The 25,926-nt window shown below is 70.6% G+C and carries 21 protein-coding genes, 2 tRNA genes and 1 pseudogene; 16 read left to right on the top strand and 8 right to left on the bottom strand.

The annotated features are described in order from the left end of the window. The first annotated feature begins 111 nt into the window (after positions 1-111). From ACFV0T_RS30630 to ACFV0T_RS30615, 4 genes are all read left to right on the top strand, one after another. The gene (locus ACFV0T_RS30630) at positions 112-3,072 is read left to right on the top strand and encodes a UPF0182 family protein (RefSeq protein ID WP_385786180.1); all 2,961 of its coding nucleotides are present in this window, start codon (positions 112-114) and stop codon (positions 3,070-3,072) included. Between the two features lie 76 nt (positions 3,073-3,148). Further along, a tRNA-Met gene (locus ACFV0T_RS30625) sits at positions 3,149-3,222 on the top strand. A gap of 206 nt (positions 3,223-3,428) precedes the next feature. Then, entirely contained in the window at positions 3,429-5,312 is a 1,884-nt protein-coding gene (locus ACFV0T_RS30620) for a sel1 repeat family protein (RefSeq protein WP_385786066.1), read from the top strand. 262 nt (positions 5,313-5,574) lie between these two features. Then, positions 5,575-5,648, top strand: a tRNA-Met gene (locus ACFV0T_RS30615). Between the two features lie 220 nt (positions 5,649-5,868). Here ACFV0T_RS30615 and ACFV0T_RS30610 read toward each other — a convergent pair. Then, positions 5,869-6,285: a Fur family transcriptional regulator gene (locus ACFV0T_RS30610; RefSeq protein ID WP_385786063.1), complete on the bottom strand. Its 417-nt coding sequence runs from the start codon at positions 6,283-6,285 to the stop codon at positions 5,869-5,871. 130 nt (positions 6,286-6,415) lie between these two features. On the opposite strand from ACFV0T_RS30610, the gene ACFV0T_RS30605 reads away from it, so the two are divergent. After that, on the top strand, positions 6,416-7,906 hold the full coding sequence (locus tag ACFV0T_RS30605; RefSeq protein ID WP_385786061.1) for a catalase: 1,491 nt from the start codon (positions 6,416-6,418) through the stop codon (positions 7,904-7,906). 170 nt (positions 7,907-8,076) lie between these two features. Here ACFV0T_RS30605 and ACFV0T_RS30600 read toward each other — a convergent pair whose 3' ends face one another. Further along, positions 8,077-8,469 carry a cyclic nucleotide-binding/CBS domain-containing protein gene (locus ACFV0T_RS30600; RefSeq protein ID WP_385786058.1) on the bottom strand — a complete coding sequence of 131 codons (393 nt, stop codon included), beginning with the start codon at positions 8,467-8,469 and terminating at the stop codon, positions 8,077-8,079. A gap of 174 nt (positions 8,470-8,643) precedes the next feature. Further along, entirely contained in the window at positions 8,644-9,444 is an 801-nt protein-coding gene (gene hisN, locus ACFV0T_RS30595) for a histidinol-phosphatase (RefSeq protein ID WP_385786055.1), read from the bottom strand. A gap of 187 nt (positions 9,445-9,631) precedes the next feature. Here hisN and ACFV0T_RS30590 point away from each other — a divergent pair, with 187 nt between their 5' ends. After that, the gene (locus tag ACFV0T_RS30590; RefSeq protein WP_385786052.1) at positions 9,632-10,285 is read left to right on the top strand and encodes a TetR/AcrR family transcriptional regulator; all 654 of its coding nucleotides are present in this window, start codon (positions 9,632-9,634) and stop codon (positions 10,283-10,285) included. 4 nt (positions 10,286-10,289) lie between these two features. Here the strand turns inward: ACFV0T_RS30590 and ACFV0T_RS30585 are convergent, their stop codons facing one another. From ACFV0T_RS30585 to ACFV0T_RS30570, 4 genes are all read right to left on the bottom strand, one after another. Beyond that, positions 10,290-10,613 (bottom strand): DMT family transporter, encoded by a 324-nt coding sequence (locus ACFV0T_RS30585; protein ID WP_385786050.1) that lies wholly within the window; start codon positions 10,611-10,613, stop codon positions 10,290-10,292. Positions 10,614-10,837: 224 nt separating this feature from the next. Next, entirely contained in the window at positions 10,838-11,851 is a 1,014-nt protein-coding gene (rsgA, locus tag ACFV0T_RS30580) for a ribosome small subunit-dependent GTPase A (protein ID WP_385786047.1), read from the bottom strand. An 18-nt stretch (positions 11,852-11,869) separates the two neighbouring features. After that, complete coding sequence (gene aroA, locus ACFV0T_RS30575) at positions 11,870-13,201, bottom strand: 3-phosphoshikimate 1-carboxyvinyltransferase (RefSeq protein WP_385786044.1); 1,332 nt, start codon at positions 13,199-13,201, stop codon at positions 11,870-11,872. 134 nt (positions 13,202-13,335) lie between these two features. After that, positions 13,336-14,058 (bottom strand): M50 family metallopeptidase, encoded by a 723-nt coding sequence (locus ACFV0T_RS30570; RefSeq protein ID WP_385786041.1) that lies wholly within the window; start codon positions 14,056-14,058, stop codon positions 13,336-13,338. Positions 14,059-14,107: 49 nt separating this feature from the next. On the opposite strand from ACFV0T_RS30570, the gene ACFV0T_RS30565 reads away from it, so the two are divergent. From ACFV0T_RS30565 to ACFV0T_RS30520, 10 genes and pseudogenes are all read left to right on the top strand, one after another. Next, the gene (locus ACFV0T_RS30565; protein WP_385786039.1) at positions 14,108-14,923 is read left to right on the top strand and encodes an SOS response-associated peptidase; all 816 of its coding nucleotides are present in this window, start codon (positions 14,108-14,110) and stop codon (positions 14,921-14,923) included. Between the two features lie 40 nt (positions 14,924-14,963). Next, positions 14,964-15,617 (top strand): alpha/beta family hydrolase, encoded by a 654-nt coding sequence (locus tag ACFV0T_RS30560; protein WP_385786177.1) that lies wholly within the window; start codon positions 14,964-14,966, stop codon positions 15,615-15,617. A gap of 310 nt (positions 15,618-15,927) precedes the next feature. Continuing rightward, positions 15,928-16,611 (top strand): RNA polymerase sigma factor SigR, encoded by a 684-nt coding sequence (gene sigR, locus ACFV0T_RS30555; RefSeq protein WP_385786037.1) that lies wholly within the window; start codon positions 15,928-15,930, stop codon positions 16,609-16,611. Further along, positions 16,608-16,919: a mycothiol system anti-sigma-R factor gene (rsrA, locus tag ACFV0T_RS30550; RefSeq protein WP_385786034.1), complete on the top strand. Its 312-nt coding sequence runs from the start codon at positions 16,608-16,610 to the stop codon at positions 16,917-16,919. Before sigR ends, rsrA begins: the two co-directional genes overlap by 4 nt. 254 nt (positions 16,920-17,173) lie before the next feature. Continuing rightward, positions 17,174-18,451 (top strand): annotated as a pseudogene (locus ACFV0T_RS30545) (HD-GYP domain-containing protein); the annotation flags it as partial. Positions 18,452-18,774: 323 nt separating this feature from the next. After that, positions 18,775-20,031 (top strand): HD-GYP domain-containing protein, encoded by a 1,257-nt coding sequence (locus ACFV0T_RS30540; RefSeq protein ID WP_385786031.1) that lies wholly within the window; start codon positions 18,775-18,777, stop codon positions 20,029-20,031. Positions 20,032-20,142: 111 nt separating this feature from the next. Further along, positions 20,143-21,123, top strand: coding sequence for a tetratricopeptide repeat protein (locus ACFV0T_RS30535; protein ID WP_385786028.1), 981 nt, complete (start codon positions 20,143-20,145; stop codon positions 21,121-21,123). Positions 21,124-21,373: 250 nt separating this feature from the next. Next, positions 21,374-22,024: a peptide deformylase gene (gene def / locus ACFV0T_RS30530; RefSeq protein WP_385786025.1), complete on the top strand. Its 651-nt coding sequence runs from the start codon at positions 21,374-21,376 to the stop codon at positions 22,022-22,024. A 275-nt stretch (positions 22,025-22,299) separates the two neighbouring features. Then, complete coding sequence (gene cyc1, locus ACFV0T_RS30525) at positions 22,300-23,391, top strand: epi-isozizaene synthase (protein WP_385786022.1); 1,092 nt, start codon at positions 22,300-22,302, stop codon at positions 23,389-23,391. Further along, the gene (locus ACFV0T_RS30520; protein WP_385786019.1) at positions 23,388-24,758 is read left to right on the top strand and encodes a cytochrome P450; all 1,371 of its coding nucleotides are present in this window, start codon (positions 23,388-23,390) and stop codon (positions 24,756-24,758) included. Before cyc1 ends, ACFV0T_RS30520 begins: the two co-directional genes overlap by 4 nt. Positions 24,759-24,771: 13 nt before the next feature. On the opposite strand, the gene ACFV0T_RS30515 is transcribed toward ACFV0T_RS30520, so the two are convergent. Next, positions 24,772-25,737, bottom strand: coding sequence for a GlxA family transcriptional regulator (locus ACFV0T_RS30515; RefSeq protein WP_385786016.1), 966 nt, complete (start codon positions 25,735-25,737; stop codon positions 24,772-24,774). Positions 25,738-25,926 lie beyond the last annotated feature (189 nt).

Below are 25,926 nucleotides of genomic sequence, written 5' to 3'. Positions count from 1 at the left end.
GTAAGTTGCATAGGTGTGGGTCTGCGATCACCAGGCCCCGGGGAGGGCCCGCAACAATGCGGACCTGACGTATCGACAGCGAACTTCGAGGTGCGCACCTTGGCTTTCCAGATGCCGGACCGCGGCGGAGGCCCGACAGGGCCGCGGATCAGAGTGGGCCGCCCGTCCCGGCGCGTCCGGACCCTGCTCATGACGCTGGGCGTCCTTGCCGTTCTCGGCATGGCGTTCACCATGTTCGCGGGCTTCTGGACGGACTGGCTCTGGTACCGGTCGGTGAACTACTCGTCCGTGTTCACGACGACGCTGTGGACCAAGATCGGGCTCTTCTCCGTCTTCGGCCTGCTGATGGCCCTGGCGGTCGGCTTCAACATCTGGCTCGCCCACCGGCTGCGCCCGCCGCTGAGCGCCATGTCGATGGAACAGCAGAGCCTCGACCGCTACCGGATGGGCATCGCGCCCTACAAGAAGTGGCTGCTGTTCGGCATCACCGCCCTGGTCGGCCTCATCGCGGGCGCGTCGGCGTCGAGCCAGTGGCGGACCTGGCTGATGTGGGTCAACGGCGTGCCCTTCCACCAGAAGGACTCGCAGTTCCACCTCGACGTCTCCTTCTACGCCTTCGACCTGCCCTGGTACCGGTTCCTGCTCGGCTTCGGCTTCGCCGCCGCGATCCTGTCCCTGATCGCCGCCGCGCTCACCCACTACCTGTACGGCGGACTGCGCATCACCAGCCCGGGCGCGCGCGCCACGGCCGCGGCCACCGGGCACCTGTCGGTGCTCCTCGGCATCTTCGTCGCCCTGAAGGCGGTCGCGTACTGGCTCGACCGGTACGGCCTCGCGGTCAAGTCCAGCGACTTCAAGGCGACCGACAACTGGACGGGCCTCAGGTACGTCGACGCGAACGCCTATCTGCCGGCGAAGACGATCCTGTTCTGCATCGCGGTCATCTGCGCCCTGTTGTTCTTCGCCACGCTGTGGCGGCGCACCTGGCAGCTGCCCGTGATCGGCTTCGGCCTGATGGTGCTCTCCGCGATCCTCATCGGCGGCCTGTACCCGGCGATCGTCCAGAAGTTCCAGGTCCAGCCGAACGAGCAGGCCAAGGAAGCGCCGTACGTCGAGAAGAACCTCAAGGCGACGCGCGAGGCCTACGGCATCGACGGCACCCAGGTCACCGAGTACTCGGGCAAGAGCAGCACCACGGACAAGACCAAGCTGCGGAACGACGTCGACGGCACGGCGAGCATCCGCATCATGGACCCGAACATCGTCTCGCCCACGTTCCAGCAGCTTCAGCAGATCAGGAACTACTACGCGTTCCCGACCAACCTGGATGTGGACCGCTACTCCAAGGACGGCAAGGACCAGGACACCGTCCTCGGTCTGCGTGAGCTGAACCTCGACGGCATTCCGAAGAACAACTGGATCAACGACCACTTCCGCTACACCCACGGCTACGGCGTGGTCGCCGCCAAGGGCACGGAGGCCGACGCGGAGGGCCGCCCGGTCTTCACCGAGTCCGACCTGCCGTCCACCGGTGACCTCGGGACGTACCAGCAGCGGGTCTACTACGGCGAGAAGACCACCACGTACTCGATCGTCGGCGGTCCCCAGAAGGAGATCGACTACTCCGACGACAACGGCGAGAAGACCACCAGTTACCGGGGCAAGAGCGGGGTCAACCTCGCCAACCCGATCAACCGGGCCGCGTACGCGGTGGCGTTCGGCGAGCCGCAGATCCTGTACTCCGGTGCCATCGGCGAGGGTTCGCGGATCCTGTACAACCGCACGCCAAAGGAGCGCGTCGAGGCGGTCGCCCCGTGGCTGACCATCGACGGCGACGCCTACCCGGCGGTCGTGGACGGCAAGATCCAGTGGATCGTCGACGCGTACACGACCACCAACGGGTATCCGTACGCCTCCCGTACGACCCTCGGTGACACGACGGCGGACTCGCTGACCGCGACCAACAACTCGCGCGCGGTGGTGGCCCAGCAGAACCAGGTCAACTACATCCGCAACTCGGTGAAGGCGACCGTCGACGCGTACACCGGTGACGTGAAGCTCTACCAGTGGGACACCGAGGACCCGGTCCTGAAGACCTGGATGAAGGCGTTCCCGGGGACGGTGAAGGCCAGGGCGGACATCCCGGACACCCTGATGGATCATCTGCGGTACCCGCAGGACCTGTTCAAGGTCCAGCGTGAGCTGCTCACCCGCTACCACGTGAAGGACGCGCAGACGTTCCTCAGCGGCAGCGAGGTGTGGCAGGTACCGGACGAGCCGACCAACAAGTCGGGCGACGCGGTGCCGCCGTACTACCTGAGCATGAAGATGCCCGACCAGGCGGCACAGGCGTTCTCCCTGACGACGACGTTCACGCCCAACGGCCGTGACAACCTGAGCGCGTTCATGGCGGTCGACTCCGAACCGGGCACCGCCGACTACGGCAAGATCAGAATCCTGAAACTGCCGACCAACACCACGGTCAACGGGCCCAAACAGGTCCAGAGCCAGTTCAACTCCGAACAGGACATCGCAGAGTCGATCAAGTTGCTGAAGGGCGGCGACTCCGATGTCGAGTACGGCAACCTGCTGACGGTGCCGCTCGACGGGGGACTGCTCTACGTGGAACCCGTATACGTGCGCGGTGGCGGACTCAAGTACCCGTTGCTGCGCAAGGTGTTGGTGACCTACGGAGGCAACACGGCCTTCGAGGACACGCTCGACGAGGCTCTCAACAAGGTCTTCGGGGCGGAGGGTTCGACCGTCACGCCACCGGACGAGGGCCCCAAGAACCCGCCGACGTCCTCCAACCCGACGGTCCAGGAGGCGCTGGACGATGCCCAGAAGGCCTTCGACGCCGGCCAGGAGGCCCTGAAGAAGGGTGACTGGCAGGCGTACGGCGAGGCGCAGAAGGATCTCGAGGACGCGCTGCAGCGGGCCGAGGACGCACAGAGCAAAGCCGGCGGGAGCGGCGGCAGCCCGAGCCCGGGCGGCAGCCCCAGCGGTAGTCCCGGTGCCAAACCCAGCGGCAGCCCGAGCAGTAGCCCGAGCGGTAGCCCGAGCAGTGGCTAGGTGCCGCTGAGCAGCCGCTGAGCAGCATCTGAGTGAAGAGCTCCCCTCGCGCCGTGGTACGGTTGGCACACAACGGCGCGGGGTGGAGCAGCTCGGTAGCTCGCTGGGCTCATAACCCAGAGGTCGCAGGTTCAAATCCTGTCCCCGCTACTGATCGCGAAGGCCCGGATCCTCCAAGGATCCGGGCCTTCGTGGTGTGCGAACGCATGTGCCGACCCTCTGGACGGCCGCGCCGACGGGGGGAGTTGGGGAGAACCGTGTTTGACTTGTCTCTCTGTGGGCATGTCGACAAAACGCTGAAGTGACCTCACTCACTGCGGTATACCAGGTGTACCCAGGTTGCAGGTGGTGCGACGATGGACGTTATGGGGGACAAGGCAACTCTGTTGGAGACAGGGCGGTTTGTGCAGTCTGCTGATTTTGCACGGTCTGCTGACCTTGTGCGGCAGCGGGCCGGCCTTGTGCAGCCGACGGATCTTGTGCAGTCTTCCGACCGGGACGAGACCGGTGAGGCCGCCGAGGAGGCGCGCCTGCGGCTCGCCGTGGAAGCGGGTGACGCCGAGGCGATGAGCGTCCTCGGGGCCATGCTGTTGCGCCGCGGCGATCTCGACGCGGCCGAGCCCCATCTGCGGGGCGCCACTGCCGCCGGCGACCGCGCCGCCGCCAACAACCTGGGTGTCCTTCTGCATCAGCGCGGGTACGCCGACGACGCCGCGGGCTGGTGGCGGATCGCCGCCGTCGCCGGTTCCGCGGCGGCCGCGCACGCGCTCGGCCGGCACCACCGTGAGCGCGGGGACGAGCCCGCCGCAGAGTACTGGCTGCGCCAGTCAGCCGAGCAGGGGCACGCCCTGGGCGCGTACGCCCTCGCCGACCTGCTGGAGCACCGCGCGGACGGCGGGGCCGCGCAGTGGATGCGGGCGGCCGCCGAGCGGGGACACCGGGAGGCGGCGTACCGGCTGGCCAGGTCGCTGGACCGGCGGACCGCAGGGGAGGCCGACGGTGACAACGGTGTCGAGGGGCCGGCGGACGCCGAGGCCGAGCAGTGGTACCGGCAGGCCGCCGCGCGCGGCCATCGCAGGGCGGCACTGCACCTCGGGGCGATCCTCGAACGGCGCGGCGAGCTGAGGGAGGCGGGCCGCTGGTATCTGACGTCCGCCAAGGACGGGGAGGCGCGGGCCGCCTGCGCCCTCGGCTTCCTGCTGCGGGACGCCGGGGACACCGAGAGCGCCGCCGTGTGGTGGCTGCGGGCCGCCCAGGACGGGGACGGCAACGCGGCGAACGCGCTGGGCGCGCTGCACGCCGAGCGCGGCGAGACGCAGACCGCCGAACGCTGGTACCGGGCCGCGATGGACGCCGGTGACGACAACGGCGCGTACAACCTCGGACTGCTCTGCGCCGAGCAGGGGCGGACCGCGCAGGCCGAGCAGTGGTACCGGCGCGCCGCCTACGCCGGGCACCGGGAGGCCGCGAACGCGCTGGCGATCCTGCTGCTCCAGGGCGGGGACAAGACCGGGGCCGAGCCGTGGTTCTCCAAGGCGGCGGAGGCCGGGAGCGTGGACGCCGCGTTCAACCTGGGGATCCTGTACGCGGGGCGGGGCACGGAGCGGGACGACACGGCCGCGCTGCGGTGGTACGAGCGGGCGGCGGCGGCCGGCCACACGGAAGCCGCGCTCCAGGTCGGCATCGCCCGGCTGCGGGACGGCGACGAGCGGGAGGCGGAGCGGCATCTGCGGTGCGCGGCGGGCGGCGGCAGCGCCGAGGCCGCGTACCGGCTCGCCGCGGTGCTGGACGCCCGGCGCCCCGCGACGTCCGCGCACGAGCTCGGTGAACACGTGCACGAGAAGACCGAGTGCGAGGAGTGGTACGAGCGGGCGGCTTCCCAGGGGCACCGGCGGGCGCAGGTGCGGGTCGGGATGCTCGCGGCCGACCGCGGCGATGTGGTGGAGGCGGCCCGGTGGTACCGGGCGGCGGCCGAGGCCGGGTCGCGGAACGGGGCGTTCAACCTGGGGCTGCTGCTGGCCCGGGAGGGGAGCGAGCCCGAGGCGGCCGTGTGGTGGACGCGAGCCGCCGACGCGGGGCACGGCCGGGCGGCTCTGCGGCTGGCCCTGGTCTACGCGCGTCGTGGGGAGCTCGCGGAGGGGCAGCGGTGGGCCGACCGGGCGGTGTCGCTGGGACCGGCGGAGGTGTCCGAGCGGGCGGCTCGGCTGCGGGACGCGCTCCGGGAAGAACTGTCGGCCTGAGCGGTGATCGGGGATGGGCCGGAGGGCGGGGCGCCGGTCCGCGCTTGCGGGCCTCCGCTGCCTCTCCCCCGTGCGCGGTGACCGGCGGCGTGACTGCGCACCCCCGTGCGGTGGCCGGCGGCGTGACTGCGCACACCCTGCCGTGCCGGCGGTACGCGCGCGCTCACGCGTGCCGTCCGCAGCGGTACGCGTGCCCGCCGTCGTGTGCGCGATAAGCGATTTGCTTCTGTCCGCGTGCTTGACGTAACGTTGCATTCATCGACGCGGGGTGGAGCAGCTCGGTAGCTCGCTGGGCTCATAACCCAGAGGTCGCAGGTTCAAATCCTGTCCCCGCTACTGAAGGCCGAGGGCCGGAATCCGAAAGGGTTCCGGCCCTCGGTTTTTTCGTCCGCGCCGTCAGGGGCCGGGAGGGCCTCCAGGGCGCGGGAGTGCTGCTGGGGCGGAGGAGTTCCGCCAGGGCGCGCCGGAACGGTGGAATTCGCCCGGGCGCGCCGGAGCGGGGAGTTCCGTCAGTTCGCGGGAGGTGCCGCCAGGCGCCGGGCGGGGGATGTGACTGTTACGCCGCCGCACAGTTGGGGCAGACGCCTCGGTACGTCACTTCGACGTCCGACACCGTGAAGCCGAAGCGCTCCGTGTCGGGGAGGTCGGCCAGCGGGTTGCCGTCAGGGTGGACGTCCCGGATCGCGCCGCACCGGGCGCAGACCAGGTGGTGGTGCGGGCGGTGGGCGTTGGGGTCGTACCTCTTGGCTCGCTTGTCGGTCGCGACCTCGAGGACCTCGCCGAGGGAGACCAGCTCGCCCAGCGTGTTGTACACGGTCGCCCGGGAGATCTCGGGCAGCTTGACGACGGCCCTGGCGTGCACCTCGTCGGCCGTCAGATGGACGTGATCGCCGTCGAGGACCTCGGCCACGACGCGTCGCTGCGCGGTCATACGCCATCCGCGTCCGCGCAGCCGTTCCAGAAGGTCACTCATACGAATCAGCCTAACAGCAAGGGGACCAGGTCCCGAATGAGTGTGACTTTGGAGCTCTCCTCGATTTGGACTGTGTCCATTGTAGGATCGGATTCGGTATTGATCAAAGGGCAGGCAGGGCCGGCCGGGAATGACGCAGGAGGCGCACATGACGCAGGGGACGCAGGGAGCGCAGGGGCCGCTCACGACGGAGGCCGGTGCTCCGGTCGCTGACAACCAGAACAGCGAGACCGCGGGCGCCGGCGGCCCGGTCCTCGTCCAGGACCAGCTGCTGCTGGAGAAGCTCGCCCACTTCAACCGTGAGCGCATCCCGGAGCGGGTCGTGCACGCGCGTGGCGCCGGCGCCTACGGCACCTTCACGGTCACCGCCGATGTCACCGGCTACACGCGCGCCGCGTTCCTCTCCGAGGTCGGCAAGCAGACCGAGACGTTCCTGCGCTTCTCGACGGTGGCCGGCAACCTCGGTGCGGCCGACGCCGTCCGCGACCCTCGCGGCTGGGCGCTGAAGTTCTACACCGAGGAGGGCAACTACGACCTCGTCGGCAACAACACCCCGGTGTTCTTCATCAGGGACGCCATCAAGTTCCCCGACTTCATCCACACCCAGAAGCGCGACCCGTACACGGGCAGCCAGGAGGCGGACAACGTCTGGGACTTCTGGGGGCTCAGCCCGGAGAGCACCCACCAGGTGACCTGGCTGTTCGGCGACCGGGGCATCCCGGCCTCGTACCGCCACATGAACGGCTACGGCTCGCACACCTACCAGTGGAACAACGAGGCCGGCGAGGTCTTCTGGGTCAAGTACCACTTCAAGACCGACCAGGGCATCAAGAACCTCACCCAGGCCGAGGCCAACCTGCTCGCCGGTGAGGACCCGGACTCGCACCAGCGAGACCTGCGTGAGTCCATCGAACGCGGTGACTTCCCGACCTGGACGGTGCAGGTCCAGATCATGCCGGCGGCCGACGCGGCGACGTACCGCTTCAACCCCTTCGACCTCACCAAGGTGTGGCCGCACGAGGACTACCCGCCGGTGGAGATCGGCAGGCTGGAGCTCAACCGCAACCCGGAGAACGTCTTCGCCGAGGTCGAGCAGTCGATCTTCAGCCCCGCGCACTTCGTGCCGGGCATCGGCCCGTCGCCCGACAAGATGCTCCAGGGTCGCCTCTTCGCGTACGGCGACGCCCACCGCTACCGCGTCGGCATCAACGCGGACCACCTGCCGGTGAACCGTCCGCACGCCACCGAGGCGCGCACCCACTCCCGTGACGGTTTCCTCTACGACGGCCGTCACAAGGGTGCGAAGAACTACGAGCCGAACAGTTTCGGCGGCCCGTTCCAGACGGACCGTCCGCTGTGGCAGCCCTTCGGCGGCTTCACGGCCGGCACCGGCAACCACGAGACCCCGGTGCACGCCGAGGACGACGACTTCGTGCAGGCCGGCGACCTCTACCGGCTGATGTCGGAGGAGGAACGGACCCGGCTGATCGAGAACCTCGCCGGCTTCATCGCCAAGGTCTCCCGCGACGACATCGCCGAGCGGGCCGTCGACAACTTCCGCCGGGCGGACGGCGACTTCGGCAAGCGGCTGGCGGCCGCTGTCCAGGAACGGCGCGGCTGACGTCGGGGCCGGACCGCGTGACGTCGCCTTCGGACCGGGTGACGTCGCCATCGGACCGGGTGTCCTGACGGCGGCCGGAGTGTCCTGACGGCAGGCCGCATGTCGTGACGGCGCCTGTCGCGACGGCGGGCCGGGATCCCCGAGGCGGGGGCCCGGCCCGTTGCGTGCGGTCAGGCGGAAACGTGCTGCCGGGCCGGTGCCCAGCAGCGGATGATGTCGCGCACCGAGACGATGCCCGCGGGCTCTCCGCGGTCGAGGACGACCAGGTGGCGGAAGCCGCCGTGGGCCATGGCCTGCGCCGCCTGCTCCAGGGTCCATGTCGTGGTGGCGAAGACGACGTTGTTGGTGGTGTGGGCGTGGGTGCGTTCGGTGTCCGGATCCTGGCCGAGGCCCACCGAGTTGAGGATGTCGCGCTCGGTGAGGATGCCGATGCCGCCGGCGTCCGGGTCGAGGACCAGGGCGGCGCCGACGCGGCGCGCGGACATCAGGGCGGCCGCCTGGCGGAGGGTGTGGTCGGGGCCGATGGTGAGGACCACCGTGCTCATGGCGTCACGGACGAGCATGGGACGGAGCCACCTCCTAAGAATCCCCCCGATGGTTCGGGCCCGGCGCCGAAGGCGCCTATGAGGTGCTGCACAAGTTCACAAGTGGGGGTGCTCACAGCGTGACAGGTAAAGCGGAGGTCAACAAGAGGGCGTGCGCGGCCAATTGAGGGCGCACGCGCTCATTTGTGCCGATCAGTAGCGCTGATTGAGATACCCCAGCAGCTCGTCGTGCAGCAGGCCGTTCGACGCGGCCGCGTTTCCGCTGTGCGGGCCCGGACGGCCGTCGAGACCGGTGAAGGTGCCGCCGGCCTCGGTCACGACGATCGCGGGCGCGGCCATGTCCCAGAGGGAGAGCTCGGGTTCCGCGCACAGGTCGACCGAGCCCTCGGCGACCATCATGTAGGGCCAGAAGTCGCCGTACGCGCGCGTGCGCCACACCTCGCGGGTGAGGTCCAGGAAGCCGTTCAGCCGCCCCTGCTCCTCCCAGCCACCCAGCGAGGAGTACGCGAAGGAGGCGTCGCTCAGCTTCGAGACCTGTGAGACGCGCAGCCGGGACGCCGAGGACAGGCTGCGGCCCGTGAACGCGCCGTGGCCCTTCGCGGCCCACCAGCGGCGGCCGAGGGCGGGGGCGGAGACGACGCCGACGACGGGCTGGTAGCCGCCCTCCGCCGCCTCCATCAGGGAGATGAGCGTGGCCCAGACGGGGACGCCGCGTACGTAGTTCTTGGTGCCGTCGATCGGGTCGATCACCCAGCGGCGGGGGCCGGTGCCCTCGATGCCGTACTCCTCGCCGAGGATCGCGTCCCGGGGGCGGGCGCGCTGGAGCTGACCACGGATGAGTTCCTCGGCGGCTTTGTCCGCCTCGCTCACCGGGGTCATGTCCGGCTTCGTCTCCACCTTGAGGTCGAGAGCCTTGAAGCGGGCCATCGTCCCGGCGTCGGCCGCGTCGGCGAGGACGTGGGCGAGGCGGAGGTCGTCCAGGTAGTCCGGCATGTAACGAACCGTATCTGCCGAGGTGGGTGCGGGGCTACAGGGGGTCGGCGGGCGCGGGGTCGCGACACGCGTCCCGGCGTCGCCCGCGTACGGGGAGCGACGGGCGCCCTCCGAAGCCCTCGCGAACCCTTGACAGTGCCTTCCCGCGCGTCAAATCTGGGCGCAGAGCCGCTCGCCCAGGGAGGCGATGATGCCTGCAGCGCGGGAATCCCTGCTGGACGCCGCCTATACGGCGCTGGCCCGCCGGCCGTGGTCCGCGGTGCGGATGGTGGACGTCGCGGCGGTGGCCGGGGTGTCCCGGCAGACGCTGTACAACGAGTTCGGCAGCAAGGAAGGGCTGGCCCGGGCGCTCGTCAGGAGAGAGGCCGACGGATATCTCGCGGGCATCGAACGGGCGCTCGCCGCGCATGCCGACGCCCGCGAACGGCTCACCGCCACCGCCGAGTGGACCGCGTCGGCCGCCCGCGAGAACGTGCTCGTACGGGCCATGCTCACCGGCTGCTGGAGCGAACGGCTGCCCGCCCCGACGCTGACAGCGGTGCCGTCCTCCTCCGCGGTACCGGCGCAGCGGCGCGCGGACGGTCCGCTGCCCTCGCCCGGCGACTTCGTGGCGATCGTCCGTGACCGGGCGGTGGCCGCCCTCTCCGGTCCCGGCGCCGGCAAGCCGGAGACCGTGGAACTGGCCCGCTCCTGTGAACTCGCCGTCCGTATCGCCCTGTCCTGCGTGTCCGCACCGCCGGGGGAGGGCGGGGTCGGGGAACTGGTACGCGGCGCCTTACCCCTGCCGGACAGCACGACGGGCTGGTCGCGGTCGCGCGATGGCACCCTGCCGGGCGTGTGACGCGTCAGTGCGCCGAGCCGGACAGCTGGAGGCCGATCACACCGGTGATCACCAGGCTGATCGAGATGATCTTCAGTGTCGAGACCAGGTCGCCGAGGAAGATCATGCCGTAGATCGCGGTGCCCGCCGCGCCGATGCCGGTCCACACCGCGTAGGCGGGACCCACGTCGAGCTTCTTCAGGGCCAGCGTCAGCAGACCGAAGCTGCCGAGCGCGAAGCAGGAGAAGGCGACGGTCGGCCAGAGTCTGGTGAAGCCGTGCGACAGTTTCAGACACACGGCGAAGCCGGTCTCGAGCAATCCCGCGACGATGACCAGCAGCCACGCCATGTGCTGTCCTCCCGTGTGTCAGCGCTTGTCAGCGTTTCGTGACCGCTTCGTCAGGCTCGGATCCGGCTCGGTGCGATTATGCACTTACCGGACTCGGGCCCCGACAAACAACGCGGAGGTCAGTCGCCTTTCCCTGGCGCGGGTCGCCCGCTTCCTCGGTCGCTCTGCGTGCGTTCTTTCGGTCGCTCCGCGCGCGTTCCCGCGGTCGCTCCGCGCGCGTTCCCTCAGTCGCCCTCCGTGCGCTCACGGGTCGCCAGCAGTCGGCGCAGGGAGTACAGGCGCGCCGGGTCGGCGTGACCCTCGGCCACCCAGGCGTCCAGCGCGCAGTCCGGCTCGTCGTGACTGCACGCGCGCGGGCAGCCCTCCGTGCCCGGCTGCAGGTCGGGGAAGGCGTTGATCACGCGGGACGGATCCACGTGGTGCAGGCCGAACGAACGCACGCCCGGGGTGTCGACCACCCAGCCGTCGTCGCTGTCCGCCAGCGGCAGCGCCAGCGCGGAGGTCGTGGTGTGCCGGCCGCGGCCCGTCACCGCGTTCACGTGCCCGGTCGAACGCCGCTGCTCCACCGGCACCAGCGCGTTCACCAGCGTCGTCTTGCCGACGCCGGAGTGTCCGACGAACGCCGTGATCTTCCCGTCGAGCTGCTCGCGCACCCGTGCGAGAGCCGTGCCGTTCTCCAGCTCCTCGCGGCTGGTGACGACGTACGGGATGTCGAGGTCGCCGTACAGCTCCAGGAGCTTGTCCGGCGGGGCCAGGTCGGACTTGGTCAGCACCAGGAGAGGGGTCAGACCGCCGTCGAACGCCGCGACCAGGCAGCGGTCGATCAGCCGCGGGCGGGGCTCGGGGTCGGCCAGGGCCGTGACGATGGCCAGCTGGTCGGCGTTGGCGACGACCACGCGCTCGTAGGGGTCGTCGTCGTCCGCGGTGCGGCGCAGGACCGAGGTCCGTCCCTCGATGCGGACGATGCGCGCGAGGGTGTCCTTCTTGCCCGAGAGATCGCCGACCAGGGCCACCCGGTCGCCGACCACGGCCGCCTTGCGGCCCAGTTCGCGGGCCTTCATCGCCATCACGACCCGGTCCTCGACGAGGACGGTCAGCCGCCCCCGGTCGACGGTGAGGATCATGCCCTCGGCGGCGTCCTCGTGCTTGGGACGGATGTGCGTGCGAGGTCGGTTGCCCTTGCGGTTGGGGCGGGAGCGGATGTCGTCCTCGTCGGTGTGCTTGCCGTAGCGGCGCATGACCTGATCCTCGCGCCTCTAGGCCCCGAGCATCCTGGTCCACAGTTCCGGGAAGTCCGGAAGCGTCTTCGCCGTCGTCGCCACGTTCTCGATCTGCACGCCCTCCACCGCCAGGCCGACGATCGCGCCGGCCGTCGCCATGCGGTGGTCCTCGTAGGTGTGGAAGATCCCGCCGTGCAGGCGGCGGGGCCGGATGTGCAGTCCGTCGGCCGTCTCGGTGACATCGCCGCCGAGCTCGTTGATCTCCTTGGTGAGCGCGGCCAGCCGGTCCGTCTCGTGCAGCCGCAGATGGGCCACGCCCCGCAGGTGCGAGGGGGAGTCCGCGAGGGCGGCGACGGCCGCGACGCCCGGGGTGAGCTCACCGACCTCGCCCAGGTCCACGTCGATGCCGTGGACGGCGCCGGATCCGGTGAAGACGAGCCCGTACTCGGTCAGTTCGCAGCTGCCGCCCATCTCGGTGAAGATCTCGCGCAGCCGGTCACCGGGCTGGGTGGTGCGGGCCGGCCAGTCCGGGACGACGACCCGGCCGCCGGTCACCAGCGCCGCCGCCAGGAACGGCTGCGCGTTGGAGAGGTCCGGCTCGATGGTCAGATCGCGGCCGAGCAGTGCGCCCGGGGTGACCCGCCAGACGTTCGGCTCGCCGCCCGACTCCGGGGTGTCGACCTGGGCGCCGACCGCGCGCAGCATGTCCACCGTCATCCGGATGTGAGGCATCGACGGCAGCGTGGCACCGGTGTGACGGACCTCCACGCCCTGGTTGAAGCGCGGCCCGGACAGCAGCAGGGCGCTGACGAACTGGGACGAGGACGAGGCGTCGATGGCGACCGGGCCGCCGTCCAGCGCTCCGCCGCCGTGCACCGTCAGCGGCAGCGCGCCCCGGCCGTCGTCGTCGATCCGGGCGCCGAGGGCGCGCAGGGCGTCGATCACGCCGTGCAGGGGACGCTCGTACGACCTGGGGTCGCCGTCGAAGCGGATGGGGCCGTCGGCGAGCGCGGCGACCGGCGGCAGGAAGCGCATCACCGTGCCCGCGTTGCCGACGTCGACCGTGGCCGGGCCGTGCAGGCCCGCGGGGATCACCCGCCAGGCCTCGCCCGTGCCGCCCGCCACCGTGGAACTGGAGGACACCGTCTCCTCGATGCCGACGCCCATCGCGCGCAGGGCCCCGGCCATCAGCAGGGTGTCGCGGGAGCGCAGCGGGCGGCGCAGCCAGCCCGGTTCCGAGGCGAGGGCGGCGAGCACCAGGGCCCGGTTGGTGACCGACTTGGACCCGGGCACGTGGACCGTCGCGTCGACGGCTCCGCTCGCGTGCGGGGCGGGCCAGAGGGCGGTGTGTGCGGGGTTCACGGTCATGCGCCCCACTTTAGTGGCTGTCGGTGACCGGAGATCTTGATCAAAAGCGGCGAAAGCGGAGCGAAAACGTGGCAGGGGAATTGCCGTGCATATATGCGCGGCCAGGTCTGCGCGCCTGCCGCACCCGGCCACGCTCACACCTCCAGCAGCCACCTGCCCCCGCCGATCAGCGAGCACAGGGACACCGCGTGGAACAGGAAAAGCCACAGCCCCGCCGGTACGTGCGTCAGCCGCGACAACTGGTCCGCGTCCGAGTCCCCGGCACCCCCGCGCGAGCGCTTGGCCTGGAGTTCGAAGGCCGGGCGCACCCCGCCCAGCAGCAGGAACCACACCACCGCGTACGCGAACGCCGCCTGCACCTGCGGCCCGGCCAGCCAGGACACCAGCAGGAACGTACCGCCGGTGAGCACCACGGTCAGCGCGCCATAGGCGTTGCGGATCATCACCAGCATCACGAGCAGCAGGGCTGTGGCCAGCCACAGCAGCAGGGTGATGCGACCGGCGCCGAGCAGCGCGGCGCCGCCCAGGCCGAGCAGTGGGGGAGCGGTGTAGCCCGCGGCCGCGGTGAGGATCATGCCCAGGCCGTACGGCTTGCCCCGGCTCACGGTGAGACCGCTGGTGTCGGAGTGCAGCCGGATACCGGTGAGGGTGCGGCCGGTCACCAGTGCCACCAGGCCGTGGCCGCCCTCGTGCGCGATGGTGATCGCGTTGCGCGAGACGCGCCACAGAGTGTGCGGCAGGACTATGGCGAGCGCCGCGACCATGGTGGCGAGCACCACCCACAGATCGGGGTAGGGCTGGGTGCCGAAGACCCGGTCCCAGAGGTCGGGCAGCGCGATCGCGGCGATGCTGTCCATGTAGGTGGAGACTCCCTCTGGTCGTACCGAGTCTGGCAGTGTGGCACGTATGTGCGGACGGTATGCATCGAGTCGTAGGCCCGAGGATCTCGCAGGAGTCTTCGAGGTCGAGAAGTGGGAGCCGGAGGAGGCTCTGGCGCCCGACTACAACGTGGCCCCGACCAAAGAGGTCTACGCGGTTCTGGACCGTCCCGTGAGAGACGCCGACGACCCGCGTCCGGTTCGCCAGCTGCGCCGGCTCAAGTGGGGCCTCGTGCCGTCCTGGGCCAAGTCGCCCGAGGGCGGCGCCCGGATGATCAACGCGCGCGCGGAGACCGTCCACCAGAAGCCGTCGTACCGCCGTGCCTTCGCCGCCCGGCGCTGCATCCTGCCCGCCGACGGCTACTACGAGTGGGTCACCGGCACGCAGGAGCGGGACCTGGAGGTCGAGGGGAAGAAGAAGCGGCCGCGCAAGCAGCCGTACTTCGTGCTCCCGGCCGACGGCTCGGTCTTCGCGATGGCCGGGCTGTACGAGTTCTGGCGGGACCGGACGCTGCCCGACGAGCACCCCCTTGCCTGGTGGGTCACCTGCTCGGTGATCACCACCGAGGCCGAGACCACCCCGCTGGCCGTGACCCCCGCCGAAGGCCCGTACACCCTGGCCGACATCCACCCCCGGATGCCGCTGATGCTGACGCCGGACCGCTGGGACGCCTGGCTCGACCCGGCCCGCACCGACGTCGAGGACCTGCGCACGCTGCTGTCACCCCCGCCCGCCGGGCTGATGCGCGCCTACCCGGTGTCCACGGCCGTCAGCAACGTCCGCAACAACGGCGCTGAGTTGCTGAAGGAGCTGGAGGGGCCCGTGGAGGGCACACTCTTCTGACGTGGCGAACGTGGCGAACGTGGCGGACTTGACGAACATGATGAATGTGACGAACAACACAGGCGGAACCGGCCGACTGGTCGAGACGGACGCCGGGGACGCCCGCCTCACCTGGCACCACGCCGACGAGCCCCGGCTGCTGCTCGCCGTCAGCCACGGCGCCGGTGGCGGCATCGAGGCGCGCGACCTCCAGGCGCTGGCGGCGGTGCTCCCCGGGCACGGGGTGACCGTCGTGCTCGTCGAGCAGCCCTGGCGGGTGGCCGGCAAGAAGGTCGCCCCCGCGCCGAAGACGCTGGACGTCGGCTGGCGCGGGATCTGGCCCTCGGTGGCCGGGCCGGGGCTGCCGGTGATCTCCGGCGGCCGCAGCGCGGGCGCCCGGGTGGCCTGCCGAACGGCCGTGGAACTGGGCGCCGCCGCCGTGCTCGCGCTCAGCTTCCCGCTGCACCCGCCGGGCCGCCCCGAGAAGTCCCGCGCCGGCGAACTGCTCGGCGCCAGGGTGCCCACCCTCGTCGTCCAGGGCGGTAACGACCCGTTCGGGAAGCCGGCGGAGTTCCCCGAAGGCGCCTACGAACTGGTCGAGGTCCCGTCAGGCGACCACGGCCTCGCCGTCCCCAAACGCGCGCAGATCACGCCGGAACAGGTCCTGGGGATCGTCACCGACGCCGTCGTGACCTGGGCGGGGACGCTCGGGTAAAGAACGGGAATGTTGTGTGCCCGATCACTGTTGAGGCGGACACAAGTGCTGGGGCACCAGCGCCGACGTCGAAGGAGAGGAAGTCCGCCGCATGGGTTCGACCATCTGCCCGCCGGTCACCCGCCACCCCGGGGTGGACGGGCTGCGTTCGGCAGAGTCCGATCCGAGCCGCAGCAGCCGCGCTGACCTGGACTGGACGGTGCTGCACGTGGCCAAGACCGCGCCCATTCGAGGGGCGGCGGAGACGGGTCGTCGTCTATCCTCCGAGACGAGTGGGATCGGTTTCGGTCCTGCCCAGGAACTTGAGGAGGTGGGTCCGGTCACTGGGACCGACGCAGGGACCGACAACGGCCAGGCGGAGCAGCCCGAGGGCCAGGGCATGAGTGCGGAGTCCGCCACGGAGCGCACCGCGCGCTTCGAGCGTGACGCGCTCGAATTCCTCGACCAGATGTACTCGGCCGCCCTGCGCATGACGCGCAACCCGGCCGACGCCGAGGACCTGGTGCAGGAGACGTACGCCAAGGCGTACGCGTCCTTCCACCAGTTCCGTGAGGGCACCAACCTCAAGGCGTGGCTGTATCGCATCCTCACCAACACGTTCATCAACTCCTACCGCAAGAAGCAGCGCGAACCTCAGCGCAGCGCGGCCGAGGAGATTGAGGACTGGCAGCTCGCGCGTGCCGAGTCGCACATGTCGACGGGTCTGCGCTCCGCCGAGTCGCAGGCGCTCGACCACCTGCCCGACTCGGACGTGAAGGCGGCGCTGCAGGCGATCCCCGAGGAGTTCCGCATCGCCGTCTATCTCGCGGACGTAGAGGGCTTTGCGTACAAGGAGATCGCGGACATCATGGGGACACCCATCGGTACGGTGATGTCCCGGCTGCACCGGGGCCGTCGTCAACTGCGCGGCATGCTCGAGGACTACGCCCGTGAGCGCGGACTGGTCCCGGCCGGTGCCGGAGAGTCGAACGAAGCGAAAGGTTCGGGCTCATGAGCTGCGGAGAGCCGCACGAGACGGACTGCAGTGAGGTACTCGACCACCTCTACGAGTTCCTCGACAGCGAGATGCCGGATCTCGACCGCGACAAGTTCCAGACCCACTTCGAGGAATGCTCGCCGTGCCTGGAGAAGTACGGTCTTGAGCAGGCCGTGAAGAAGCTGGTCAAGCGGTGCTGCGGGCATGACGACGTGCCCAGCGACCTGCGCGCCAAGGTCATGGGCAGGCTGGATCTGATCCGTTCCGGACAGGTCGTGCCCGATCACGACGTGACCGCCTCCCCGGTCACCCCGCAGGAGTCCTGAACCGGCGCGAGGGTCGCAACCCTCGCGAGACCGGAACCCGCGCGAAGTCCGCCCGGACCGAACCGGACCTGATCCAGCGCGAGGTTCGCCCGGACCCGAACCGGACCTGATCCAGCGCGAGGCCCGCCCGGAAACGGGCCCACCGTCACCCGAACGTGCTAATCCGCGGCTCATCCGCCCGCGGGCCCTCCTCTGACCGCCCTAGGCTCCGGAGCCTGGACAGGCACGGTCACGGCCGGGGGAGGGGCGGACGTATGGAGGCGGCGGTACCGGGGCGGGCACGTGCGTATGTCGTCTGTGTCGCCCTCGGCGCCGTGTTCTGTCTGCGCCCGCTGCCGTCCGTGCGCGCGCCCTGGTGGGCCCTCGTCCTGCTCGCGGTCCTGTACGCGGGGGGCGAGCGCGTCCTGCGTCGGCGCTTCACCGGGACGTTCCACCCCGTGCTGCTCACCGCGGCCTTCCTGCTGCCCCCGCCGGCCGCGGCGCTGGTCGCGCTGCCGGGGGCGCTGCTCTCCCGGGCCGACCGCCCGGTGCTGCTGCGACGCGTCTGGCGGGCCGCGCAGCTGACGCTCGCCGTGTGGGCCGCGGCCCGGGTGCACGGGGCGCTCGGCGGGCGCGCGGCCGTGGCCGGGGCCGACTTCCCTTCCGTGCTGGTGCCCGCGGGCGCGGCCGTCCTGGTCTTCTGCCTGGTGCTCACCACGCTCGACGGCGGGATCCTCGTGCTGGCCGAGCGCGTCTCGGTGCGGCGGGCCTGGCGCGGGCTGTTCCCGCGCTCCCTGGCGCCGGCCGCCGTGCACGGGCTCGCCGGCCTGATGATGGCCGTGCTGTGGCGCAGTCCTTACGGGCCGGGCGCCGCGCTGCTCGTGCTGCTGCCGATGTGCGTGTCGTGGTGGGTGTTCGCGCAGTACCACCGGGAACGGGCCGCCCATCAGGCGACGATCCGCGCGCTGGTGCAGGCCGTCGACATCAAGGACGGGTACACCCGCGGGCACAGCGAGCGGGTCGGGCAGGCGTCCATGATGATCGCGCGGGAGCTGGGCATGGACGACGAGCGGGTGGAGGTGCTCCGGTTCGCCGGGATCCTGCACGACGTGGGGAAGCTGGGCGTTCCCACCCGGCTGCTGCGCAAGGACGGGCCGCTGACCCCCGAGGAGCGGCGGGTGATCGAGCTGCATCCCGAGTACGGGCACGAGATCGTGCGGGGCATCGGCTTTCTCGGGGAGGCCCGGTCGGCGATCCTGCACCATCACGAGCGGCTGGACGGGAGCGGATATCCGTACGGGCTGGTCGGGAGCCAGATTCCGGAGTTCGCGCGGGTCGTCGCGGTCGCCGACGCGTTCGACGCGATGACGTCCACCCGGTCCTACCGCAAGGCCCGGCCGGTGCCGACGGCGCTGGAGGAGCTGGAGCGGTGCGCGGGTGCACAGTTCGACCCGCTGATGGTCACGGCGTTGGCGCGGGCGCTGGGCCGGTGCGGCTGGCATCCGGCGGTCACCGCGGAGGAGACCCGGCCCCTCGCGCCGAACCCGCCCGCTTCCGCGGCTCCCGCCTCTCCCGCTTCCGGTGCTCTCGTCTCTCCCGCCTCTCCCGCTTCCGGTGCTCTCGTCTCTCCCGCCTCTCCCGCTTCCGGTGCTCTCGTCTCTCCCGCCTCTCCCGCTTCCGAGGCTCCCGCCTCTCCCGCCTCTCCCGCTTCCGAGGCTCCCGCCTCTCCCGCACCGCCCGCTTCCGGGGCTCCCTCTACTTCCCCGGCCGCCCCCGCTGCTTCCCCGTCTCCCTCCCCCTCTCCGTCCCCCTCCCTCTCCCCGCATCCCCCCGCTTCCCGGCCCCCCTCCGTACCCAGCGGACCCGGAGCCCCCCGGTGACCCCGGTCCGTCAACGGCGCGCGGGGCTCGGCCTCATCCTGATCCGGGCCTCCGCCGCCTGTCTGGCCGTCGGCTCCCTCGCGGTCGTCCTATGGACCGGCATCGACGACCGCGGAGCCGCCCTCGCCTTCGGGCTCCTCGTCGCCGTCGGTGAGCTGACCCGGTGGAACGGGCCGGAGGACCGGCAGGCCGCGCCCCTCGCCGCGGCCGGAGCGCTCTCGTACGCGCTGCTCGGCGAGAACGGGGGCCACCCCACCCACCACGGCGTCGCACAGATCGTCGCCGTGGTGCTCGCCGCCTCCCTGCTGGGCAGCGTGCCGCACATCGCGCGCGGGCACGGGCCGGTGCTCGACCCGTTGGCGCGCCGGGTGCTCACCGTCGGATTCGCCGCCGTGTGCTTCCAACCCCCCTACAACAGGGGGATGTTCGGTGGCTGGGGCGGGCACGCCTACGCGCTGCTGCTGGTCGCGCTGCTCGCGCTCACCGCGCTGTGCGACGCCGTGCTGGCCGCCGCGGCGGCCCACTCCCGGACCGGATGGCCGTTCGGTCCGCTGCTGCGCGACGAGTTGCGGTCCCTGCTCGGGATCGGGTCGGCCGTGTGCGCGACAGGGGCGGTGATGGCGCTCGCGGTCGCCGTGGCGGGACTGTGGGCACTGCCCGTGTTCTGTCTGCCCCTGCTGCTCGCCCAGGTGTCGCTGCGCCGGTACACGGCCGTGCGGGCCACCTACCGGCAGACCATCGCCTCGCTCGCCCGGGCCACCGAGATAGCGGGCTGCACGCCCGCCGGGCACGCGCGGCGCGTCGCCGGGCTCAGCCGGGCCGTCGGGCGCGACCTGGGACTGTCGGAGGCCGAACTGAACGTACTGGAGTACGCGGCCCTCATGCACGACATCGGGCAGCTGAGCCTCGTGGACCCCGTGCCGGCCGGGGCCACCGCCGTGCTGCCCGCCGCGCAGCAGCGGCGGATCGCGCTGCTCGGCGGGGCCGTCGTACGGCAGACGGGGGTGGACGGGGCCGTCGCGGTGGTGGTGGAGCGGCAGGCCGATCCCTACCGGGAGCAGCCGATGGCCGCCCGGATCGTGCGGGCCGTGAACGCGTTCGAGGAGAAGGCGCGCGACGCCGGGCCCGGCGGCCCCCTCACCGCACTGGAGGAACTGCGGCTCGGGACGGCCGGGGAGTACGCCCCCGAGGTGGTGGAGGCGCTGGCACGGGTCCTGTCCCGCGGCTGTCTGACCTTGCCCTCGGTGGGGTAACCCATGGGTAATGAGCGCCTCTCCAGCCCTACGTGGTTGGATGCGAGGGAGAGGGTGTCCGGGGGCACAAGCCAGCCCACTCCACGGAACTGGAACTGGCAGGCGGGAATCGTGAGGATCTTCGGAAAGGGACGGCACCGGCCCTCCGCCTCCTGGCGGCAGGCCACCGATCGGGCGTTCACGCTGATCGGCGACGGCCGGTACGAGGACGCGGGCGCGCTGCTGACGAGGGCCGCCGATCTGGAACCCTGGCTGGCCGAGTCCTGGTTCAACCTCGCGCTGCTGCACAAGTTCCGGCACGACTGGGAGCAGGCCCGCACGGCCGGACTCAGGGCCGTCGCCCTGCTCGACCGGGAGAACGGGGCCCCCGACTGGTGGAACGTCGGCATCGCCGCCACCGCCCTCCAGGACTGGCCGCTGGCCCGCCGGGCCTGGCAGGCCTACGGGCTGCACGTGCCCGGCGGGGCCACGACGGCCGGGGAACCGGTCGGCATGGACCTGGGCAGCGCGGCCGTGCGGCTGTCGCCCGAGGGCGAGGCCGAGGTCGTGTGGGGACGCCGGCTGGACCCGGCCCGGATCGAGGTGCTGTCCATCCCGCTGCCGTCCTCGGGGCGACGCTGGGGCGAGGTCGTCCTGCACGACGGCGTGCCCCACGGGGAGCGGACCACGTCGGCCGGGCACTCCTATCCGGTGTTCGACGAGATCGAGCTGTGGGCGCCGTCGCCCGTGCCCACCTGGGTGGTCCTGCTGGAGGCCGCCACCGAGGCCGACCGGGACGCGCTGGAGCGGCTCGCCGCCGACGCGGGTTTCGCCGCCGAGGACTGGTCCTCATCCGTTCGGCTGCTGTGCCGGATGTGCTCGGAGTCGCGCATGCCGTCGGACGAGGGCGACGGCGTGCACCTCGATCCGCACGACCACAGCGAGCCGGGTCACCCCGGCCCGCTCGGCCACCGCACCGACGGGCAGCTCTGGATGCCCGAGCGGGAGTGCGGGGTGGCGGCGCCGGCCTCGCTGGTGCGGGGGCTGCTGGACGGCTGGGTCGCGGACAGCCCGGACTCGCGGGACTGGCGGGACCTCGAAGAGGTCTGCTGAGCCGTGCTCGCGCCGGGCGCCCCCGACGACAGGCCCTAAGGGCTGTCCCGTAATCCCTGGTGGATCAGCGCGCGGCGTCAGATGCGGTGCATCGCAAGGCGGAGGGTCGTCCGCATACTGGGCGTATGCGGGCGATCCGACAACACGGCGAGGTGCCGTAGCTGTCGTCGTGCGCCCGCCGGGGATTACGGGACAGCCCTTAGGCTGTACCCGCAGAAATCTCAGGCTTGCAGGAAGGCGTACGTCGGTCATGGCGCAGCAGGACACCGATCAGCAGCACGCGGGCGTGCTCCCCGTGGACGACGAGGGCTTCGTCATCGACACCGGGGAGGCGGAGCAGCGCGAGGCCGCCTGGCACGAGCGCGGCACCTCGCGGCCGATCACGGTCGTCGGCAACCCGGTGCTGCACAAGGAGTGCAAGGACGTCACCGACTTCGGCGAGGAGCTCCAGCAGCTGGTCGCCGACATGTTCGCCAGCCAGCGCACCGCCGAGGGCGTGGGCCTCGCCGCGAACCAGATCGGCGTCGACCTGAAGGTCTTCGTCTACGACTGTCCCGACGACGAGGGCGTCCGCCACGTCGGCGTCGTCTGCAACCCGAAGGTCGTCGAACTGCCCGCGGACCAGCGCCGGCTGGACGACAGCAACGAAGGCTGCCTGTCGGTGCCGACCGCGTACATGCCGCTCGCCCGCCCCGACTACGCCGAGGTGACCGGGCAGGACGAGCAGGGCAACCCCGTCAGGGTGCGTGGTACGGGCTACTTCGCCCGGTGTTTGCAGCACGAGACCGACCACCTCTACGGCTACCTCTACATCGACCGGCTCTCCAAGCGGGACCGCAAGGACGCGCTGCGGCAGATGGCCGAGAGCGAACCCCGCTACCCCGTGGTGGCCAACGACTGAGCCCACACGACGACCGCCGCGACGCCTGGTCAGGTTCTTCCTGACCAGGCGTCGTTCGTCTGTCCCTCGTACGTCCGATCCCGTACACACCTGCAGTGATCCGTAACCAGTCACGCTAGGGGGGATTCTCGGCACGTTGGGGTAGTGAATGAAGCAAATCCATTCCCAGAACGGTCAGTCGTGGTGCTGAATAGGAAGTGCGGGGATACGCAACGGCGCACGCCCGGCACGACGGGAGGGGTGTCGCGCTCAACGGCGGCTGAGAGGGGTAGTTCGTGCCTGCTTTCCCATACAGCACCACGTACGGCACCACATCGACAGCGTTCGCAGTCCCGCCCTCGCTGTCTCTCGCGGTGATCGAGGTCGCGTTTCCCCGGCAACTCCATAAGTATTGGCCAAAGCTTCAGGAGGAGACGCGCACCTGGTTGCTGGAAAAACGGCTCATGCCCGCGGACAAGGTGGCGGAATATGCCGACGGACTGTGCTACACGGACCTCATGGCGGGGTACTACATTGGCGCCCCCGACGAGGTACTACAGGCCATAGCCGACTACAGCGCGTGGTTCTTCGTCTGGGACGACCGCCACGACCGTGACATCGTCCACAGCCGGACGGCGGCCTGGCGGCGGCTGAGGTTCCGGTTGCATGCGGCCCTGGACTCCCCCGAGCACCATCTGCATCACGGGGACCCCCTGATCGCGGGTTTCGCGGACAGTGTGCGGCGGTTGTACTCGTTCCTGCCCGGCACTTGGAACGCGCGGTTCGCCCGGCACTTCCACGAGGTGATCGAGGCGTACGACCGTGAATTCCGCAACCGCACCCAGGGAATCATCCCGACGGTCGAGGAATATCTCGCTCTGCGGCGCCTGACCTTCGCCCACTGGATATGGACGGACCTGCTGGAGCCGAGCGCGGGATGCGAACTTCCGGACTTCGTGCGGAAAAACCCCGCATATCGGCGGGCGGCGCTGCTCAGTCAGGAATTCGCCGCCTGGTACAACGACCTCTGTTCCCTCCCGAAGGAAATCGCGGGAGAAGAGGTGCACAATCTCGGGATCAGTCTGGTCGCTCATGAGGGGATGACCCTTGAAGAGGCGATCGAGGATCTGCGGGGGCGCGTCGAGGAATGCATATCTGAATTCCTCACCGTCGAGCGGGAAGCCTTACGGTTCGCCGACGGACTCGCCGACGGCACGGTGCGGGGAAAAGAACTGAGTGCCGCCGTACGCGCCTGCCTCGGAAACATGCGGAACTGGTTCAGTTCCGTCTACTGGTTCCACCACGAGTCCGGCCGGTACATGGTCGACAGCTGGGACGACCGGTCCACGCCCCCGTACGTCAACAACGAAGCGGCAGGTGAGAAATGACCGTCGAGTCTGTGAAACCCGCGGGACTCCAGGTGCCGGAGCGGACCGAGCCGCCCCTGGCCGGAGGCGGACTCCCGCTCCTCGGCCACGGCTGGAAGCTGGCCCGCGACCCGCTGGCGTTCATGTCGCGACTACGCGACCACGGCGACGTCGTACGCCTCAAACTGGGCCCCAAGACGGTCTACGCCGTCACCGCCCCCGCGCTCACCGGCGCGCTGGCGCTCAGCCCCGACTACAAGATCGACGGCCCCCTGTGGGAGTCACTGGAAGGTCTGCTCGGCAAGGAGGGCGTGGCCACCGCGAACGGCCCGACACACCGGCGCCAGCGGCGCACCATCCAGCCGGCCTTCCGGCTCGACGCGATCCCCGCGTACGGGTCGATCATGGAGGAGGAGGCGCACGCGCTGACCGAGCGCTGGCAGCCCGGCGACACCGTCGACTGCACCTCCGAGTCCTTCCGGGTCGCCGTGCGGATCGCCGCCCGCTGTCTGCTGCGCGGCGACTTCATGGACGAGCGGGCCGAGCGGCTGTGCGTCGCGCTCGCCACCGTCTTCCGCGGTATGTACCGCAGGATGGTGGTTCCGCTCGGACCGCTCTACCGGCTGCCGCTTCCGGCCAACCGCGAATTCAACCGCGCGCTGGCCGATTTGCATCTCCTGGTCGACGAGATCGTGGCCGAGCGCCGGGCATCCGGTCAAAAGCCGGACGATTTGCTGACGGCATTGCTGGAAGCGAAGGACGAGAATGGCGACCCCATCGGGGAACAGGAGATCCACGACCAGGTCGTCGCGATACTCACGCCCGGCAGCGAAACCGTCGCTTCCACGATCATGTGGCTGCTCCAGGTCCTCGCCGAACATCCCGAACACGCCGACAGGGTACGGGCGGAGGTCGAATCCGTGACCGGTGGCCGGCCCGTCGGATTCGAGGACGTCCGCAAGCTCACGCACACCAACAATGTCGTCGTCGAGGCCATGCGTTTGCGCCCCGCCGTATGGATATTGACGCGGCGGTCGGTGACCGAAACCGAACTCGGCGGGTACCGCATTCCAGCCGGTGCGGACATCGTGTACAGCCCGTACGCCATCCAGCGTGACGCGCGTTCCTACGCGGACAACCTGGAGTTCGACCCCGACCGCTGGCTGCCCGAGCGGGTCAAGGACGTACCGAAGTACGCCATGAGCCCGTTCAGCGTGGGCAACCGCAAGTGCCCAAGCGACCACTTCTCGATGGCTCAACTGACGCTGATCACGGCGGCGGTGGCGACGAAGTACCGCTTCGAGCAGGTGGCCGGTTCGAACGACACGACCCGGGTGGGCATCACGCTGCGCCCGCACAGGCTGCTGCTGAGGCCAGTGGCGAGGTGACGGCCGCGGGCGTTCAGGCGGCCTCCGGGCCCCTGAACGTCCGCCGGTAGGCCTGCGGGGTGGTCCCCAGCGCCCGGACGAACTGATGGCGCAGCGCGGCCGCCGTACCGAACCCGGTACGCCAGGCGATCGCGTCCACCGTCTCGTCCGTCGCCTCCAGCAACCGCTGGGCCAGCAGCACGCGTTGACGCAGGATCCAGCGGTAGGGAGTCGTCCCCGTCTCCTGCTGGAAGCGGCGGGCGAAGGTGCGCGGGGACATGTGCGCGCGGTCGGCGAGCTGCTCGACGGTGACCTCCTCGTCGAGGTGGTTCTCCATCCACACCAGCACCTCACCGACCGTGTCGCACGCGGCCCTGGGCAACGGCCGCTCGATGTACTGCGCCTGCCCGCCGTCCCGGTGCGGCGGCACCACCATCCGCCGGGCGATCCTGTTGGCGACCTCGGGACCTTGTTCCTTGCGCACGATGTGCAGACAGGCGTCGATCCCGGCCGCGGTGCCGGCGGAGGTGATCACCGGGTCCTCGTCGACGTAGAGCACGTCCGGCTCGATGATCGCCCGTGGATTGCGCCGGGCCAGGTCCTCGGCCTGTCGCCAGTGGACGCTGCACCGCCGTCCGTCGAGCAGCCCGGCCGCACCGAGCACGAACACCCCCGAGCACACGCTCAGCACCCGGGCGCCGCGGGCCACGGCCCGTACCAGGGAGTCGAGCAGCTCGGGGGGATACGTACGGGTGACGTAGTCGCTGCCGGCCGGCACCGCGATCAGGTCGGCTTCTTCCAGCCGGTCCAGTCGGTACGGCGTCGAGACACTGAGCCCGCCGACATGGGTGTCGAGCCGCGGGCCCTCGGCGGAGACCACGGCGAAGTCGTACACCGGCAGTCCCTCGTCGCTGCGGTCGACGCCGAACACCTCGCAGACGACGCCGAGTTCGAAGGGATGTACGCCGTCGAGGAGGACGGCCGCCACGTTCTTCAGCATGCCGCCAAGTGTGCCTCGGAAGTGGCAGTAATTCGAGGGTGCGCGGCAGTACTGCCACTGTTTGTAAGGAGTGTCCGGCATGACAGTGGTGTCATGACGACAACGCAGACAGAAGCCCTGACCGCAATGGCCGCCGTCCTCGGGATCCTGGCGCTCCTGGTCCTCCCCTCACTGGTCGGCATCGTGCGC

This window comes from Streptomyces sp. NPDC059582, assembly GCF_042735715.1.
In the GTDB taxonomy this organism is placed as follows: Bacteria; Actinomycetota; Actinomycetes; order Streptomycetales; family Streptomycetaceae; genus Streptomyces.
This window is presented reverse-complemented; position numbering and strand designations above follow the sequence as displayed.